Consider the following 14,536-nt stretch of genomic DNA (forward strand, 5'->3'; position numbering starts at 1 on the left):
CTCCCGGTGGATGACCGGGTTGATAGGCCGGAGGTGGAAGCGCGGTAACGTGTGGAGCTGACCGGTACTAATAGGCCGAGGACTTGACCACAAAGCATTGTGCTTTGGTGTGTGCTGCGCTCTGTTACTCTTCGCCGGGTCCAGAGCTGCGCCACACCGAAGGATCGGTTTGCTCGCGTCCACTAGGCAATTCTGAGACAACAAGCGGTTGGTTTGCTTGTTAGTTTCATAGAGTTACGGCGGTTATGGCGGGAAGGAAACACCCGGTTACATTCCGAACCCGGAAGTTAAGCTTCTCTGCGCCGATGGTACTGCACTCGGGAGGGTGTGGGAGAGTAGGTCACCGCCGGACAATTTTTTGAGGGGGGTCTCGACACCTGCGGGTGTCGGGGCCCCCTTCTTTTTTGTGTTTTACGAGTGCTCCGCGCTGATACTACGAGGGCTCCACGCTGATATGTGGGGCCCTTTCTGCGTTCCTGGGGGTTGTGTGTTCCGGGTGTCGCGGTCAGGGCTGGATGCTGTGGCGGTGTCGTGCGGCGGTTGTGTGTTTGGGGTTCTGGCGCGTTCGGTATGGGTGCCGGTTTCGTGCGTTCCGATGTGGAGCTTGCCTGTGTCTGGGGCGGGTTTCGGCGTCGGTGGTGGAGGGGCACAGGCGCCGTGGGTGTCGGGGTTCCTCGGCACGCTCGCCGCCGGCGTGTTCCGGCTTTGTCGGTGCGGGAAGGGATGCGTCGGCTGTCTGGCGTGTCGGTTTGTGTGGGTCTCATGCCTTCGGTGTGGGGCCCTTTTTGCGTTTTCAGGGCTGCCTGTTCGGCGCTCGGCGACGGCTTCGGAGCTTGCGTCGGCCAAGTCGGCTGAGTGCGTCGGTGCTTTTGCTGTCTCGTGCCGTGGTGCTGTTGTTGGCGCTGGGCGACGGAGTCGGTGGGTGATGCAGTGAGGGAGCCGCCGGCGCTTGAAAGTGTGCAACTCTAGCGCCTGAGCCGGTGCGCGAACTGCGGGTGAGTCTGCTCGTCATCGACCCGACGCCCCCTACCGGTACGTCGAGGTGTGCGGCCGGGTCGCCATGCGGCCGGGTCGCCATGACGTCTGAGCCCGAGGGCGCGCTCATCGACGAACTGCCACAGAAGTACCGAGGCATCCTATGGGAGGACAAGCGGTCTGGCGTGGGTTGCCGGCGGTGGCTGTGATTCCGGTCGGCCCAGCTGGTTCTGCTTGGTGGCTAGCTGGTGGCTGCGGTGGACGTGGCCGCCCCAAGTGAGGGGCCGCTTCTTTGGGGGAACTGGGCTCTGTGGGGGCTGGTGTGGCGGAGCGGGTGTACTACCTGGCCCTAGTTGGCTGGCGGTGACTGGGCTTGGCGTGGTCTGCGGCGGCTGACGGGGTTTGTGCTTGGTGCGGCATGGTTGGTGTTGTCGACGCTGCCGAGTGGCGAATCCGCAGGCCTTGAGCCGATGCGCCCGGGAGGGGGCGGTGTCTTCCCGGGAGGGGGCGGTGTCTTCGGGCTGGAGTCGCAGGGTGGTGCGGCGTTTTGGTGTTGAGATCGGTGTTCAGGGGGTTGGGGGAGCCGCTGGGCGGCTGGTGGAGGGGTGGGCGCCATAAGGAACTGCTGACGGTGGAGGAGCTCTGGTGTCAGCGTGGCTGTGGGCGGGAGGGCCGCGGACTCATCTACCTCACCGGCCCGGAGATGTGCACGGTGGCACTGCGCTCGTTCGTCGACGTCACCGTCTCCACGTCGCGTCGGAAAGAGGTTCGGCTGGCGAGCAGGTGTGCTGCCGGGCTGCCGGTGGATGAGGTGTGGTGGGGCGTTGGTGGCTCGGGGGCGATGTGGAGGTGGTGGGGTTCGCGGGGTGCGGGTGGTCCGTAGGGGAGCTTGTAGTAGTTGATGGCGTTGCTGGCGGTTATTGAGCTCCAGGGGACGATGACGATGGCGCCGTTCTGTTCGTAGACCTTGGCTCGTTCGGCTTCGGAGCCGAACTCGCGGGGGAGGCCGCCGAGACCTTTTGTATTGCCGGTTTTGGCGTCGATGTAGATCAGGCGGGGGGAGAGGTCGCGGTGGTCGCCGACCTCGAGGGCCAGGAGGCCCGAGTTGTCGGCGCGGATGTAGGCGAGACGGGAGGCGCGGGTGCCGGAGGACTCCCAGACTCGGCGGCCGGTTTTGAAGTCGTAGGCCAGTGCGGTGTTGCGCATGCGCATGGAGTTGGGGACGTTCTCGGCGTCGCTGGCCAGGTAGAGGCGGTCCCCGTGGATGGCCAGGCGGTAGTGCAGGCGCATGCCCTGGACGGCGACGACTTGGTTGAGGGGGAGGAGGTCTACCTCTTCGTCGACCGTGACCTCGCCGGTCTTGCCGGAATCGTCGTAGCGGGTGAAGTGTGTGCCCTTGGCGTCGTCGATCTGGGTGACGATCGGGTCCACGGAGGCGACGATGCCGGAATGGACCGGACGGCTGGGGTGCTTGCGGGTGATCTTGCCGGTTTCCGGGTCCACGACGAGGACCAGGTCGCTGGGCTGGGGGTAGAGGCAGTGCGCCAGCATGACGACTCGGCCGGGTCCGGCGTTGGTGTCCCGCAGCGAACAGTCCTTGGGGGCGGTCGCGTGCCACCGTACGGTGCCGTTTGTCAGGCTGTAGGCGGAGACCTTGCCGTCGATCAGGGTGATGGCCAGGCCGTCGGTGCTCACGATCATCGGAGCCAGCATCGTGTTGGACGTGGTGGCCTGTTCTGCGTGGATCGGCTTCTGCCATGTGATCTTGCCGGTGGCGGTGTCGATGCCGGCGAGGTGGTCGCACAGGCCGGACTCGCCGTACGCGATGGCGGCCACGCCCCCGGGCGCGTCCGGGGTGGCGCCGCAGAGCTGCTCTCCGGGGGATGGGGTGCCCCAGGTGCGTTTTCCCGTTGACAGGTCGTAGGCGAGTACGCCGTCTTTCTGCACCCTGATGATGGCGGTGTCGGTCAGCCAGGTGGCGAAGCTCATGCCTGAGGTGAAGTCTGAGCCGCCGGCTCCGATCATGGGCATCTGCCACTGCGACACCGGGCGTTCGGATGTCTTGACGGGCGGTTGCGTCTGAGGGGGTGGGGATGTGGTCGGTTCGCCGCTTTGTGACACGAGCCATGCGGTTCCGGTTCCGACGGCGAGCAACACGGCCAGGCCCAGGGAGACCAGGGCGGCGGTCTTTCCCTTCTTGTTGCGCCGTGGGGGTTCGGGGTTCCACGGGGCTTGGGTCTGCGGAGCGGACCACTGAGGGGCAGGTGGTGACGACTGCTGCGGGCCCGGGGGCGGATAGGGCGGCGGTGATGGGTAGGCGCCCTGTGGTGGCGGGGGGTATGCGGCTTGTGGCGGTGGTGCGGGCGCGCTGTATCCGGGGTGGTGGGGTGCGGGCGCGCTGGGGTGGTTCGGGGCAAGGTGGTTGTGCTGGAGACCGGGGTGGTTCGGGGCGGGGTAGCTCGGCTGGTGCGGGCCAGGAGAGCTAGCGTGATTCGGCTGGTGGGGGCCGGCGGTGCTGTGGTTTGGCCGGGGGCCGGCGGTGCTGGGGTCTGGCTCGTGGGGGCCGCGGGCGCTGGGGTTTGGCTGGTGCGGGTCGGTGGGGTTGGGGTGGTGTGTCATGTGCGGGTCCGATCAGGTGAGCTGCTGGCGGACATAGGCAGCCCATTGCCGCTCGAAGTCCGCCTTGTCGACGCCAAGTGCGTCGTAGAACGCGGGTTCGGCCAGGTCGTCGTTGTCCTGCTGGTAGGCGGCGGTCACGGCTTGGACGAGGCGGCGGTCGCCGTAACGGTCGGCGGTGAAGCGCATGATCAGTTCGCCCATGAAGTAGTGGGCGTCGGTGAGGTCGCCGCCGGCCCAGATGTCGTTGTGCGGAAGTTCGCCGGTGAAGGGGCGGGAGCGCTGTCCGGCCAGGTACGCGCGGCCTTCGGGGTATCTCAGGCCGCTCGTGACGGGCGCGTGCTTGTTGGCCAGATACTCGGCGAAGCCTTCGTCGATCCAGTGAGGGCGGCCGCCGAGGAAGGACAGGCCGCTGCTGCGATCCAGGGCGGAGACGAGTGAGTGGGCCAGCTCGTGCCGGGTCAGCGTGCCGATTCCGTCGGTGGAGGAGAAGAAGCTTGAGGTGGTGTCGAGTACGACCCGGGTTCCGCCGACGACGACGTCATCAGATCCCACCGCAGCGCTCGGCATGCCGATGGACACGCCTGCCTCCGTGGCTTCGGACGTACGGAAGAGCTTGCCGAGCTGGTCCTTGCCGGCCACGAGAGCGACCAGGTAGCCCTGTGGGACGAGGTCCTGATGCTCGCCGTGCCGCTTCCAGTAGGCGCTGTGGTGTGCGGTGGCCTGCTCGACGATCGGCGCGACGCGGCGGGCCAGCGCGGCGTGTTCGGGACGGGCGAGTACGACCCCGGCACCTGCTCGGACGACCGTGATGTCCGGCCAGATGTCCCATGGGCCCGGGTAGTACATGGTTTTTGAGGGGGACGATGACGACAGCGTCGGGGGCGGGGCGCCGCCGACCGCGGTGACGCGGAGTGGGGCGTCGGCCGATTTCTTCTCCAGCGTCCAGCGGTACCACTCGGACACCGGTCGCAGGTCGATGCCGGCGAAGCGGTGTACGAACGAGACGTCCTGGGTGAAGGTGACGCCGCGTCCGAAGCTGTCCTCGGAGCGTCCCGAGCGTCGCAGCACCCGGTAGCCGGCCTCGCTCAGCGGGACTTTGCGCAGGTTCTCGAAGACGCGTCGTTGGCGTTGGAGCAGTTGCTTGTCCGCCGGGTCGAAGATCGACAGGAAGCGTTCGGCGTCGCCGCGGGTCAGGCCCTCGGTGTGGCGAGTGAGCAGGTCGTCGATCTCCGCGTCGGTGACGACGACGGTCTCCGGCGCGAGGCTGTGGGAGATGGTGACGCCCGGCTGTGGGGTGGCGGTCCCGGACTGATCGCGGAGGAGTAGTCCCACTCCGGCGCCGGTGGCCACGGTCACGACGAGCGCCACGACGCCGGCCGTCACCCAGAGGCCGGTGCGACGTTTCCGCGGGCCGGCAGAGCCTGGAAGGCGCGGAGGCGGCCCGGCGGGAAGTGGGCCGGGCGGCGGCCCGGGAGGGCCTGGCATGGGGCCGCGAGCGTTCGCAGGTCCGGCGGGAAATGCGCCGGGCGGGTACGGGGCGCCGGCAGTTGGTGAGCCCGGCAGGCCGGCGGGGGGTGGGCCGGGTGGCGGTCCGGGAGGGCCTGGGATGGGGCCGCGTGCGCTCGGAAAGCCGGCGGCGGGTGGGCCCGCAGGGTTCGGGGCGCCGGGCGCAGGTGGGCGTGGAGTGCCGGCGGCCGATGGGCCTGGGATTCGGGGCTGCGCCGGGGGTGGGAGGTAGGCACCCTGAAGAGGGTTGTGCGACTGGTTGTCGAACGCCACTCTTGCCCCGAATGTCTATCTACTACTCAATGGTGACGAATCGTATCAGTGGGGGAGGAGGAGCGGCTCGATTCGGTACGGGATCTGCGTCGACAGTGCGATCGTGGTGTCGGTGCGCTGCACCGCCGGCGACGTCAGGACGTCGGCGATGATGTCCTGCAGGTGATCGGTGCTTTTCGCGACCACGCGGCAGAGCAGGTCATGCTGACCGCTCGTACCGTGTGCCTCCAGGATCTCGGGCACGCTGCGCAGCCGCTCCACCGCCTCCGCCAGCCGGCCCTGGGCGATCTGCAGCCAGACGAACGCCAGGATGGGGTATCCCGTCCGCGCTGGATCGACGGTCGGCCCGAAGTCCTTGATCACGCCGGCCGCCATCAGCTTGTCCACCCGGGTCTGCACCGTGCCGCGGGCCACGCCCAGCTGTCGGGCCAGCTCGGTCAGGCCGATGCGCGGGTGCGCCCGCATGGTCACGAGCAGTCGGGCATCGAGATCGTCCACGGGGGCTCCTTGGGGACTGTGCGATTCGACCAGTGATCATGTCGTACGAAGGGAGGAATTGAGCGTATCGTTCAGCAGAATTGAGCGCTATTGCCACCTTTGCGGCGAGTTGCTGTCATATGAGGCATGTTTGAGGAAGCGCAGTACTTCGCGCCGGTCGCGGCCCAGGAGGATGGGTCCGTGGTGGTCGAGCTGGCCTCGTCCCATCCGGGGTTCGCGGATCCGGTATATCGGGCGCGGCGCAACGCGATCGCCGCGCTGGCCCTGAACTACCGGCCGGGGACGCCGATCCCCGAGGCCGAGTACACCGAGCAGGAGCACGAGGTGTGGGCGGCGGTCGCCCGGGAGCTGGCGGTCAAGCACGCCAAGTACGCCACCGCCGAGTACCTCGCGGGAGCAGAGCGGCTGGGGCTGCCGCGCGAGCGGATCCCGCAGCTCGAAGAGGTGTCGCGGCTGCTGGAGCCGCTGACCGGGTTCCGGTACCTGCCGGCGGCGGGGCTCGTGCCGCTGCGGGACTTCTACGGGGTGCTGGCGGACGGGTTCTTCCACTCCACGCAGTACATCCGGCACCACTCCGTGCCCTTCTACACGCCGGAGCCGGACGTCGTGCACGAGGTCATCGGGCACGCCAACGCGCTGGCGAGCGACCGGTACGCGGCCCTCTACCGGCTGGCGGGGCAGGCCGCGCGGCGGGTGGAGAGCGAGCAGGCGCTGGAGTTCGTCTCCAAGGTGTTCTGGTTCACGCTGGAGTTCGGGGTGATGCGGGAGGCCGGGGAGCTGCGGGCGTACGGGGCCGGGATCCTGTCGTCGTACGGGGAGGTCGAGGAGTTCCGGGGGATGGACATCCGGCCGCTCGATTTGGCCGCCATGGGGACGACGGAGTACGACATCACGAAATATCAGGACGTGCTGTTCTGCGCGGAGTCGCTGGAGCATCTGGAGGACGTCGTGGGCGGCTTCTGGGCCACCTGCGACGACGACGCGATCGCGAAACTGGCCGCCGCCCGCGTCTAGCCCCGTGTCCCGAAATTTCGGGATAATCGGCGGGTGGTCGCCGCCGGGATCAAGGCGATACCGCGACTGGTCATCGTGCTGGCCCTGATCCTGCCGCTGGTATCGGTGAAGAGGCACGTACCTGCCGGAGCCATGGCGGCCGTGCCTCCGGCCGCCGTGCCCGTGCGGGTCGCCCGCGTGGCCCCGCAGGCGCGGCAGCCGGCGGTGGAGCAGGTCGCGAGGCGGGAGGCGGTGCCGCGGGTGCCCGCGGCGCGGATCTCCGGGCGGCTCGACCGCTATCTGGCCGGGCGGCCCGGCCCGGTCACGGCCATGGTCAAGGATCTGGCGACCGGACAGGTCTACCGCTATCACGGAGGCGAGCGGCTGATCACCGCCAGTACGGCGAAGGCGCAGATCCTCATGGCGCTGCTGCTGCGTACGCGCTGGAAGAAGCTGCCCGAGTCCGTGCGGCGGGATGCGGAGCTGATGATCCGCCACAGCGACAACCACGCGGCGGACCGGCTGTGGCTGCGGATCGGCGGCCCGGCCGGGTTCACCGAGGCGGGCAGGAAGCTCGGGCTGAAGCACACCAGGGGCGTGCCGGGCACCTGCGTGGACCTGTACTGCTGGGGGATCACCCCGACGTCCGTGGAGGACCAGGTGCGGCTCATGACGGCGCTGGTGTCGGAGAAGAGCCCGCTCCGGGCCGGCGACCGCGCGCAGGTACGCAGGCTCATGGGCGCGGTCGTGGACGGCCAGGACTGGGGCGTCAGCGCCGCCGCGTGCCCGGGCGAGCGCGTGGCGCTGAAGAACGGCTGGCTCAGGCGCGTGTCGAACAAGCGCTGGGCCGTGATCAGCGTGGGACTGATCAGCGGTGACGGCCGCGACTACGCCGTCGCGGTCCTCACCGAGGGGAGCCCCGAAGTGGGGTACGGGATCGCGACGGTCGAAGGCGTGGCGGAACGGATCATGCGGGAGTTTCGGAGATGCTCGGCGTGACCAGCCGGTAGCCCACCCCGCGTACGGTCTGGATGAGCTGGTCGTCCTCGTCGCCCAGCCGGGCCCGCAGCCGCTTGACGTGCACCGCGATGGTGTTGGTCGAGGTGTTGGCGGCGGCGTGCCAGACATGGCGCATGATCTGCTCGCGTGTGACGGTGCGGTCGGCGTTGCGCATCAGATACTGCAGGAGCTCGAACTCCCGCAGCGGCAGGTGCACGGCGCGGCCGCCGACGCGTACCTGGTAGGCCTGGACGTCGAGCTCGACGCCGCCGACGGCCAGGACCTTGCGCGACTCCGGTGAGGCCGCCTGGATGAAGGGCAGCAACTCGGGCACGCGGTAGGGCCTGGCCACGCAGGCGGCCGCGCCGGCCGCGAGCGCGCGTACCGCCTGCTCGGCATGCCCCTCGTCGATGCCGAGCAGCACCGGTACGGCGCGCGCCACCCGGACGGCGCGGACGAACTCCACCGCGTCGATGACCGGCAGCGTGGCCGAGACCAGCACGACGTCAGGCTGCAGCGCGCCGGCCTGCAGCAGGCCCTGGGCGCCGTCGGAGGCGCCTGAGACGGCCACGCCCTCCTGTTCGAGGGCCGCGGCCAGCTCCTCCACGACGGCGCTGTCGGGGTCGGCGATGAGCAGTATGGGCTTCGTCCTCGTGTCCCCGTTCATCGTGGATGCCCCCTGCAGGTGGGTCATCAGCCGAAGCGCCCCGTGATGTAGTCCTCGGTGGCCTTCTGGGATGGATTGGTGAACATGCGGGACGTCTCGTCCATCTCGACGACCTTGCCGGGCTTGCCCTGCTCGGACAGGTTGAAGAACGCCGTCCTGTCGCTGACCCGGGCGGCCTGCTGCATGTTGTGGGTGACGATGACGATGGTGTACTGGTCCTTCAGCTTGGCCATGAGGTCTTCGATGGCCAGCGTGGAGATCGGGTCGAGGGCCGAGCAGGGCTCGTCCATCAACAGCACCTGCGGCCTGACCGCGATGGCCCGGGCGATGCAGAGCCGCTGCTGCTGACCGCCGGACAGGCCCGCGCCGGGCTTGTTGAGGCGGTCTTTGACCTCGTTCCAGAGGTTGGCGCCCTTCAGCGACTCCTCGACGACGCCGTCCATCTCCGACTTGCCGACGCGGCCGTTGAGGCGCAGGCCCGCGGCGACGTTCTCGTAGATCGACATCGTGGGGAACGGGTTGGGGCGCTGGAAGACCATGCCGATCATCCGGCGGACCGAGACGGGCTCGACGGTGGGGGCGTACAGGTCCTCGCCGTCGAGCAGCACCTTGCCTTCCACGCGCGCGCCGGGGATCACCTCGTGCATGCGGTTGAGCGTGCGCAGGAAGGTCGACTTGCCGCATCCGGACGGGCCGATGAACGCGGTGATCGAGCGGGGCTCGATGGTCATCGACACGTCCTCGATCGCCTTGTGCGAGCCGTAGTACGCGTCGAGACCCGAGACCTGAATCTGCTTGGACATTGCGGTGTTACCCCCTATCGGGCCCTGGCAGGCGAGCGCCACCACGCGATCAGGCGCGCCACCAGGTTGAGCAGCATGACGATCAGGATGAGCGTGAGGGCTCCGGTCCAGGCCCGGTCGATGGCGGTGTCGTTGGGACGCGCCGCCTGGTCGAAGACGAAGAGCGGAAGGCCCATCTGCGGCCCGCTGAACGGGTCGTGGTTGATGGAGTTGGTGAAGAACACCGTCATCAGCAGAGGCGCGGTCTCGCCGGCGACGCGGGCCACGGCCAGCATGACGCCGGTGACGATGCCGGTGAACGCCGTCGGCAGCACGACCTTGACGATCGTGCGCCACTTGGCCACGCCCAGCGCGTACGAGGCCTCCCGCAGGTCGTTGGGGACCAGCCGGAGCATCTCCTCCGCGGACCGGACGACCGTCGGCATCATGAGGATCGACAGCGCGAGCGCGCCCGCCCAGCCGGAGTACTCGAAGCCGAGGAAGAGGATCCAGAACGCGAAGACGAACAGGCCGGCGACGACCGAGGGGATGCCGGTCATGACGTCGACGAAGAAGCTGATGGCGCGGCTCAGGCGGCCGTTGTTGCCGTACTCGACCAGGTAGATCGCGGTGAACAGGCCGATCGGCACCGAGATGACGCCGGCCAGCAGCACCTGCGTCAGCGTGCCGATGATCGCGTGGTAGGCGCCGCCGTGGGCGTCCCTGGCGCCGATGCCGTTCATGGAGTGAGTGAGGAACTCCAGGTCGAAACGGGCCAGGCCGTTGGAGATGACGAGCCAGAGCACCGACACGAGCGGTACGACGGCCGCCGCGAACGCAAGATAGACCAGGCCCTGGACGACCCGGTCCTTGATTCTGCGGCTGGTGGAGATGTGCTGGATGGTGGTCATGCGCCGGCCCTCGCGTACTCCTTACGGCGGTTGATGATCATCCGTGCGGCCATGTTGACCAGCAGCGTGATGACGAACAGCACCAGACCCGAGGCGATCAACGCGCCCCGGCCGATGTTGTTGGCCTCACCGAAACCGTTGGCGATGTTCGCGGCGATGCTGTTGGCGTGCGGCGTCAGGATCTCGAAGGTGATGTCGAAGGTCGCGGGGAAGATCAGCGCGACGGCGATGGTCTCGCCCATGGCGCGACCGAGGCCGAGCATGGCGGCGCTGATGACGCCCGGGCGGCCGAACGGCAGCACGGCCATCTTGATCATTTCCCAGCGGGTGGCGCCGAGCGCGAGCGCCGCCTCCTCGTTCATCTTCGGGGCCTGGAGGAAGACCTCACGGGAGATGGCCGCGATGATCGGCAGGATCATGATGGCCAGCACGATGGCGCCGGCCAGCATGGTCTTGCCGCCGACGATGCCCTCTCCGGCGAACAGCGGGAACCAGCCGAGGTTCTCGTTCAGCCACTGCGACGGGGTGCGCAGCAGGGGCACGAGGAAGGCCACGCCCCACAGGCCGTAGACCACGCTGGGCACGGCGGCGAGCAGGTCGATGAGGTAGCCGAGCGGGGCGGCGAGCCGGCGGGGCGCGTAGTGCGAGATGAACAGCGCCACGCCCACGGCGATCGGGGTGGCGATGACCAGCGCGAGCGCGGAGCTGAAGACCGTGCCGAAAGCGAGCGCGGCGATGCCGAAGACCTGCTGGCTGTTCGGGTCCCAGGTCCGCTCCGTGAAGAAGTTGGCCTCGTTCGCCCGCAGGGCCGGGATCGCCTCGCTGATGAGGAACACGGCGATGGCCGCCATGATCGCCAGGAGGATGATGCCCGCCGCGGTGGACACGATGCGGAAGGGTGCTTCACCATGGCTGCGCCGCGAGGCGGACCGGTGCTTGACCGGCCCGCCTTCACGGGTACGAACGTTGGTTGTCATGGATTCTTAGGAAATCGCCTCGACAGCGGTGCGGACCTTGGTGAGCAGCTCGCCCGACAGCGGGGCGTAACCCAGCTCGGTCAGCGCCGCCTGGCCCTCGTCGCTGGAGGTGTACTGGAGGAAGCCCTTGACGACCTTCGCCTCCTCGGCCGGCAGGCCCTTCTCGCAGGTGATCTCGTACGTCACCAGCACGATCGGGTACGCGCCCGGGGTCTTGGTGGCGTAGTCGATCGACAGGGCAAGGTCGTTGCCGGTGCCGGTGACCTCGGCGGTCTCGACCGTCTTGGCCGCGCTCTCCGCGGTGAGCTCGACGAACTCGCCCGCGCCGTTGGCGACCTTGGCCGTCTGGAGCGCGGAGTTCTCGGCGTAGGAGAGCTCGACGTAGCTGATGGCGCCCTCGGTGCCCTTCACCGAGGAGGCGATGCCGTCGGAGCCCTTGGAGCCCTGGCCCTTGGCCTCGGCAGGCCACGCCTTGCCCGGCTCGTGCGGCCAGTCGGTCTCGGCCGTGGCCTTGAGGAACTTGGTGAAGTTGTCGCTGGTGCCCGACTCGTCGGAGCGGTGGAACGCCTGGATCGGCGTGGAGGGCAGCTGCGCGTCAGGGTTCTCGGCCTTGATGGCGGCGTCGTCCCACTTGGTGATCTTGCTGTTGAAGATGCCGGCCAGCGTCTTGGGGGACAGCTGGATGCCGTCGACGCCGGGCAGGTTGTAGACGACCGCGACCGGGCCGGTCACCATCGGGATGTTGATGGCCTTGCCGGTCTTGCAGCGGGCGTCGGCCTGCGGGGCCTCGTCCTCCTTCAGCGCCGAGTCGGAGCCGGCGAAGGCGACCGTGCCCTGGATGAACGACTGCACACCCGCGCCGGAGCCGCTGGGCTGGTAGTTGAGGGTGACACCGGGGTTCGTGGCCGTGAAGTTCTTCGTCCACTCGGTGATCGCGTTGGCCTGGGCCGAGGAGCCCGCGGCGTTGATCGTGCCGCTCAGACCTGCGTCGTTCCCCGCGGCGGCGGCCGATGAGGTGGCACCGGCCTGGGGGTTGTTGTTGTCTGTGCCGCACGCAGCGAGCGAGAGCGCGCCGGCGAGGGCGACGGCGGCGAGCCGGCCTGCATACTTCACGGTTTGGGTCCTCCCACTTGGTCCTTAGTCGCCATGAAAGTTATGCGGCCAAGGTGACTCACACCCCCTGACAAGGGTGAACGTTCGGTGAACGCGCCAGGTCACCCTCATGATGGGTGCTATGACTTATCGCGTTTGCGTGGTGTGCATGGGGAACATCTGCCGCTCGCCGATGGCCGAGGTCGTCCTCAGGAAAACCCTCGAAGACCGCGGGCTCGGCGACCGCGTCACCGTCGAGAGCGCCGGGACCGGCGGCTGGCACGTGGGCGGCCCCATGGATGAACGAGCGCTGGAGATCCTCACCCGGAACGGCTACGACGGCAGCGCCCACCGGGCCCGGCAGTTCACCCGCGACTGGTTCGACCGCTACGACCTCGTGCTGGCCATGGACCGGGACAACGTGGCCACCCTCAGCCGGATCGCGCCCCCGGATGTGGAGGTCAGGCTGTTCCGCTCGTTCGATCCGTCAGCGCCGGAGGGCGCCGAGGTGCCGGACCCGTACTACGACGGCCGGGAGGGGTTCGAGGAAGTGCTCGCGCTGGTCGAGGCGGCCTCCGAGGGCGTCGCCAAGCACATCGCCGATGAGATCGACTGAGGACCTGGGCGCCTCCCACGGCCGGCGGCTGCAGCGGGGGGTGCTGGACGACGGGCGCGAGGTTTTCGTGAAGACCGGTACGGCGTCGGACGTCTTCGCCTCCGAGGCGGCCGGGCTGCGGTGGCTGGGCGAGGTCATCGACGTTCCCGAGGTCGTCGAGGTGGGGCCGGACCGGCTGGTGTTGTCCTGGGTGCACGCCGAGTCGCCGAGTCCCGCGGCGGCCGAGCGGTTCGGGCGGTCGCTGGCCCGGCTGCACCGGGCGGGCGCGCCGGGTTTCGGGGCGCCGTGGCGGGGGTTCATCGCCACACTGCCGATGGACAACGCGCCCGCCGACGACTGGCCGGCGTTCTACGCCGCGCGGCGGGTGCTGCCGTTCCTGCGGACGGCGCGGCTGCCGGCGTCCGACGTCACGCTGGTGGAGCGGGCGGTGGAGCGGTTCGCCGAGGTGGCCGGGCCGGCCGAGCCGCCCGCGCGGATCCACGGGGATCTGTGGAGCGGGAACGTGTTGTGGTCGGGCGGGTCGGGGGTGCTGATCGACCCGGCGGCGCACGGCGGGCATCGGGAGACCGACCTGGCGATGCTGGACCTGTTCGGACTGCCGTACCTGGACCGGGTGCTGGGGGCGTACCAGGAGGAGTGGCCGCTCGCGGACGGATGGCGGGAGCGGGTGCCGCTGCACCGGCTGCATCCGCTGCTCGTGCACGTGGTGTTGTTCGGGGGCGCGTACCGGGACGGCCTCATGAACGCCGTGCGGCGGGTGCTGGCCCTCTAACCGGTCTGGCGCCTGCGGTACGCCCGTTGCCGGCAGGCCCGCGAGCAGTAGACGCGGGGGCGGCCCGAGTCGGCGGGCTCCAGCGGTGTGCCGCATTCCCGGCAGATTCCGTCACGGGTTTCGTCACGCCGTCGGATGAGAGCCTCGATGCCGTCGAGAAGCCGGGCCAGGCCGAACTCGAAGGAGTCCTCCGGGTGGTCCCAGCCGCCGGCCTCCCACAGGTGGGAGAGCGCGGGGTAGCGGTCGAGGCGGTCGTACAGGGAGTCGCGGGCGCCCCACCACTCCTGCTCGGACACGCCGCTGCGGCGCTCCTCGCGCTGGGTCTCCACCAGGAGCAGGGCCTCGGCGTCGATGAAGCGGGCGACCACGCCCGCGGCCGCGATCACCTCGGACGGGTGCAGCGCGGTGCCGGTCAGCGCGCCGAGCATCTCGTCGTAGCGGGCGACCGCGTTGGGCCCGGGGACGTGGCGGGTGCCGCGGATCTCGGCCAGCCACGGGTGCCGCCGGCGCAGCCGCCACGCCTGGCGGGCGACCTCCTCCAGGCGGGTACGCCAGTCGCCCCCGGCGCCCGCCTCCGGATGCTCGGCCAGGACCGCGTCGCGCATGAGATCGACGAGGTGGTCACGGCCGGGCACGTGGCGGTAGAGCGACATCGTGGTGAAGCCGAGCCGGTCGGCCACCTTGCGCATGGACAACCCCGCGAGCCCCTCGGCGTCGGCCAGCTCGATGGCCGCGCGCACGATGCGGTCGAGGCTCAGGCCCTGCCGCGGCTCGCGTTCCCGCTCCCGCCACAACAACTCGACCGCGTGGTCGGGGTCCTGCGTCATTGGCGCCTCCCTCGTTTATGGTGTACTAC

13 protein-coding genes and 2 rRNA genes are annotated in these 14,536 nt (G+C 69.1%); 6 read left to right on the top strand and 9 right to left on the bottom strand.

What is annotated here, in order from left to right; genetic code table 11:
* A 23S ribosomal RNA gene (locus ACIBP6_RS00005) occupies positions 1 to 91 on the top strand; the annotation flags it as partial.
* Between the two features lie 144 nt (positions 92 to 235).
* Positions 236 to 352 (top strand): 5S ribosomal RNA (rrf, locus tag ACIBP6_RS00010).
* Positions 353 to 1,659: 1,307 nt separating this feature from the next.
* On the opposite strand, the gene ACIBP6_RS00015 is transcribed toward rrf, so the two are convergent.
* The 3 genes from ACIBP6_RS00015 to ACIBP6_RS00025 form a co-directional block, all read right to left on the bottom strand.
* Positions 1,660 to 3,132, bottom strand: coding sequence for an outer membrane protein assembly factor BamB family protein (locus tag ACIBP6_RS00015; RefSeq protein ID WP_397047193.1), 1,473 nt, complete (start codon positions 3,130 to 3,132; stop codon positions 1,660 to 1,662).
* Positions 3,133 to 3,606: 474 nt separating this feature from the next.
* Positions 3,607 to 4,977 (bottom strand): hypothetical protein, encoded by a 1,371-nt coding sequence (locus ACIBP6_RS00020; protein ID WP_397047195.1) that lies wholly within the window; start codon positions 4,975 to 4,977, stop codon positions 3,607 to 3,609.
* Positions 4,978 to 5,418: 441 nt separating this feature from the next.
* Positions 5,419 to 5,871 (bottom strand): Lrp/AsnC family transcriptional regulator, encoded by a 453-nt coding sequence (locus ACIBP6_RS00025; RefSeq protein WP_397047197.1) that lies wholly within the window; start codon positions 5,869 to 5,871, stop codon positions 5,419 to 5,421.
* A 126-nt stretch (positions 5,872 to 5,997) separates the two neighbouring features.
* On the opposite strand from ACIBP6_RS00025, the gene ACIBP6_RS00030 reads away from it, so the two are divergent.
* Together ACIBP6_RS00030 and ACIBP6_RS00035 are read left to right on the top strand one after the other, a co-directional pair.
* Positions 5,998 to 6,885 (top strand): phenylalanine 4-monooxygenase, encoded by an 888-nt coding sequence (locus ACIBP6_RS00030; RefSeq protein ID WP_397047199.1) that lies wholly within the window; start codon positions 5,998 to 6,000, stop codon positions 6,883 to 6,885.
* A 33-nt stretch (positions 6,886 to 6,918) separates the two neighbouring features.
* Complete coding sequence (locus ACIBP6_RS00035; protein ID WP_397047201.1) at positions 6,919 to 7,863, top strand: serine hydrolase; 945 nt, start codon at positions 6,919 to 6,921, stop codon at positions 7,861 to 7,863.
* Here ACIBP6_RS00035 and ACIBP6_RS00040 read toward each other — a convergent pair.
* Genes ACIBP6_RS00040 through pstS form a run of 5 tightly spaced genes read right to left on the bottom strand, consistent with a single transcriptional unit; the run spans position 7,832 to position 12,313 of the window.
* A complete protein-coding gene (locus ACIBP6_RS00040; RefSeq protein ID WP_235854867.1) occupies positions 7,832 to 8,530 on the bottom strand; it encodes a winged helix-turn-helix transcriptional regulator in 699 nt (232 codons plus the stop codon). The two genes, ACIBP6_RS00035 and ACIBP6_RS00040, sit on opposite strands and share 32 nt — an antisense overlap.
* A gap of 26 nt (positions 8,531 to 8,556) precedes the next feature.
* A complete protein-coding gene (gene pstB / locus ACIBP6_RS00045; RefSeq protein ID WP_397047204.1) occupies positions 8,557 to 9,333 on the bottom strand; it encodes a phosphate ABC transporter ATP-binding protein PstB in 777 nt (258 codons plus the stop codon).
* Positions 9,334 to 9,347: 14 nt separating this feature from the next.
* Complete coding sequence (pstA, locus tag ACIBP6_RS00050) at positions 9,348 to 10,223, bottom strand: phosphate ABC transporter permease PstA (protein WP_397047206.1); 876 nt, start codon at positions 10,221 to 10,223, stop codon at positions 9,348 to 9,350.
* The gene (pstC, locus tag ACIBP6_RS00055) at positions 10,220 to 11,200 is read right to left on the bottom strand and encodes a phosphate ABC transporter permease subunit PstC (protein WP_132621324.1); all 981 of its coding nucleotides are present in this window, start codon (positions 11,198 to 11,200) and stop codon (positions 10,220 to 10,222) included. The genes pstA and pstC overlap by 4 nt, the downstream gene beginning before the upstream one ends.
* A gap of 6 nt (positions 11,201 to 11,206) precedes the next feature.
* Positions 11,207 to 12,313, bottom strand: coding sequence for a phosphate ABC transporter substrate-binding protein PstS (pstS, locus tag ACIBP6_RS00060; protein WP_397047208.1), 1,107 nt, complete (start codon positions 12,311 to 12,313; stop codon positions 11,207 to 11,209).
* A 121-nt stretch (positions 12,314 to 12,434) separates the two neighbouring features.
* Here pstS and ACIBP6_RS00065 point away from each other — a divergent pair, with 121 nt between their 5' ends.
* Positions 12,435 to 12,908 carry a low molecular weight protein-tyrosine-phosphatase gene (locus tag ACIBP6_RS00065; protein WP_397047210.1) on the top strand — a complete coding sequence of 158 codons (474 nt, stop codon included), beginning with the start codon at positions 12,435 to 12,437 and terminating at the stop codon, positions 12,906 to 12,908.
* The gene (locus ACIBP6_RS00070) at positions 12,895 to 13,680 is read left to right on the top strand and encodes a fructosamine kinase family protein (RefSeq protein ID WP_397047212.1); all 786 of its coding nucleotides are present in this window, start codon (positions 12,895 to 12,897) and stop codon (positions 13,678 to 13,680) included. Before ACIBP6_RS00065 ends, ACIBP6_RS00070 begins: the two co-directional genes overlap by 14 nt.
* Here ACIBP6_RS00070 and ACIBP6_RS00075 read toward each other — a convergent pair.
* Positions 13,677 to 14,507: a TetR/AcrR family transcriptional regulator gene (locus tag ACIBP6_RS00075; RefSeq protein ID WP_397047214.1), complete on the bottom strand. Its 831-nt coding sequence runs from the start codon at positions 14,505 to 14,507 to the stop codon at positions 13,677 to 13,679. The genes ACIBP6_RS00070 and ACIBP6_RS00075 overlap by 4 nt on opposite strands.
* Between the last annotated feature and the right edge of the window lie 29 nt (positions 14,508 to 14,536).

This window comes from Nonomuraea terrae (assembly GCF_044465245.1).
GTDB lineage: Bacteria > Actinomycetota > Actinomycetes > Streptosporangiales > Streptosporangiaceae > Nonomuraea > Nonomuraea terrae.

What these genes read in the sequence shown, in the direction of transcription:
- ACIBP6_RS00065 (WP_397047210.1), top strand. Translation starts at nt 12,435, where the DNA reads ATGACTTATCGCGTTTGCGTGGTGTGCATGGGGAACATCTGCCGCTCG.
- pstA (WP_397047206.1), bottom strand. Translation starts at nt 10,223, where the DNA reads ATGACCACCATCCAGCACATCTCCACCAGCCGCAGAATCAAGGACCGG.
- ACIBP6_RS00030 (WP_397047199.1), top strand. Translation starts at nt 5,998, where the DNA reads ATGTTTGAGGAAGCGCAGTACTTCGCGCCGGTCGCGGCCCAGGAGGAT.
- pstC (WP_132621324.1), bottom strand. Translation starts at nt 11,200, where the DNA reads ATGACAACCAACGTTCGTACCCGTGAAGGCGGGCCGGTCAAGCACCGG.
- ACIBP6_RS00075 (WP_397047214.1), bottom strand. Translation starts at nt 14,507, where the DNA reads ATGACGCAGGACCCCGACCACGCGGTCGAGTTGTTGTGGCGGGAGCGG.
- ACIBP6_RS00070 (WP_397047212.1), top strand. Translation starts at nt 12,895, where the DNA reads ATGAGATCGACTGAGGACCTGGGCGCCTCCCACGGCCGGCGGCTGCAG.
- pstB (WP_397047204.1), bottom strand. Translation starts at nt 9,333, where the DNA reads ATGTCCAAGCAGATTCAGGTCTCGGGTCTCGACGCGTACTACGGCTCG.
- ACIBP6_RS00040 (WP_235854867.1), bottom strand. Translation starts at nt 8,530, where the DNA reads ATGAACGGGGACACGAGGACGAAGCCCATACTGCTCATCGCCGACCCC.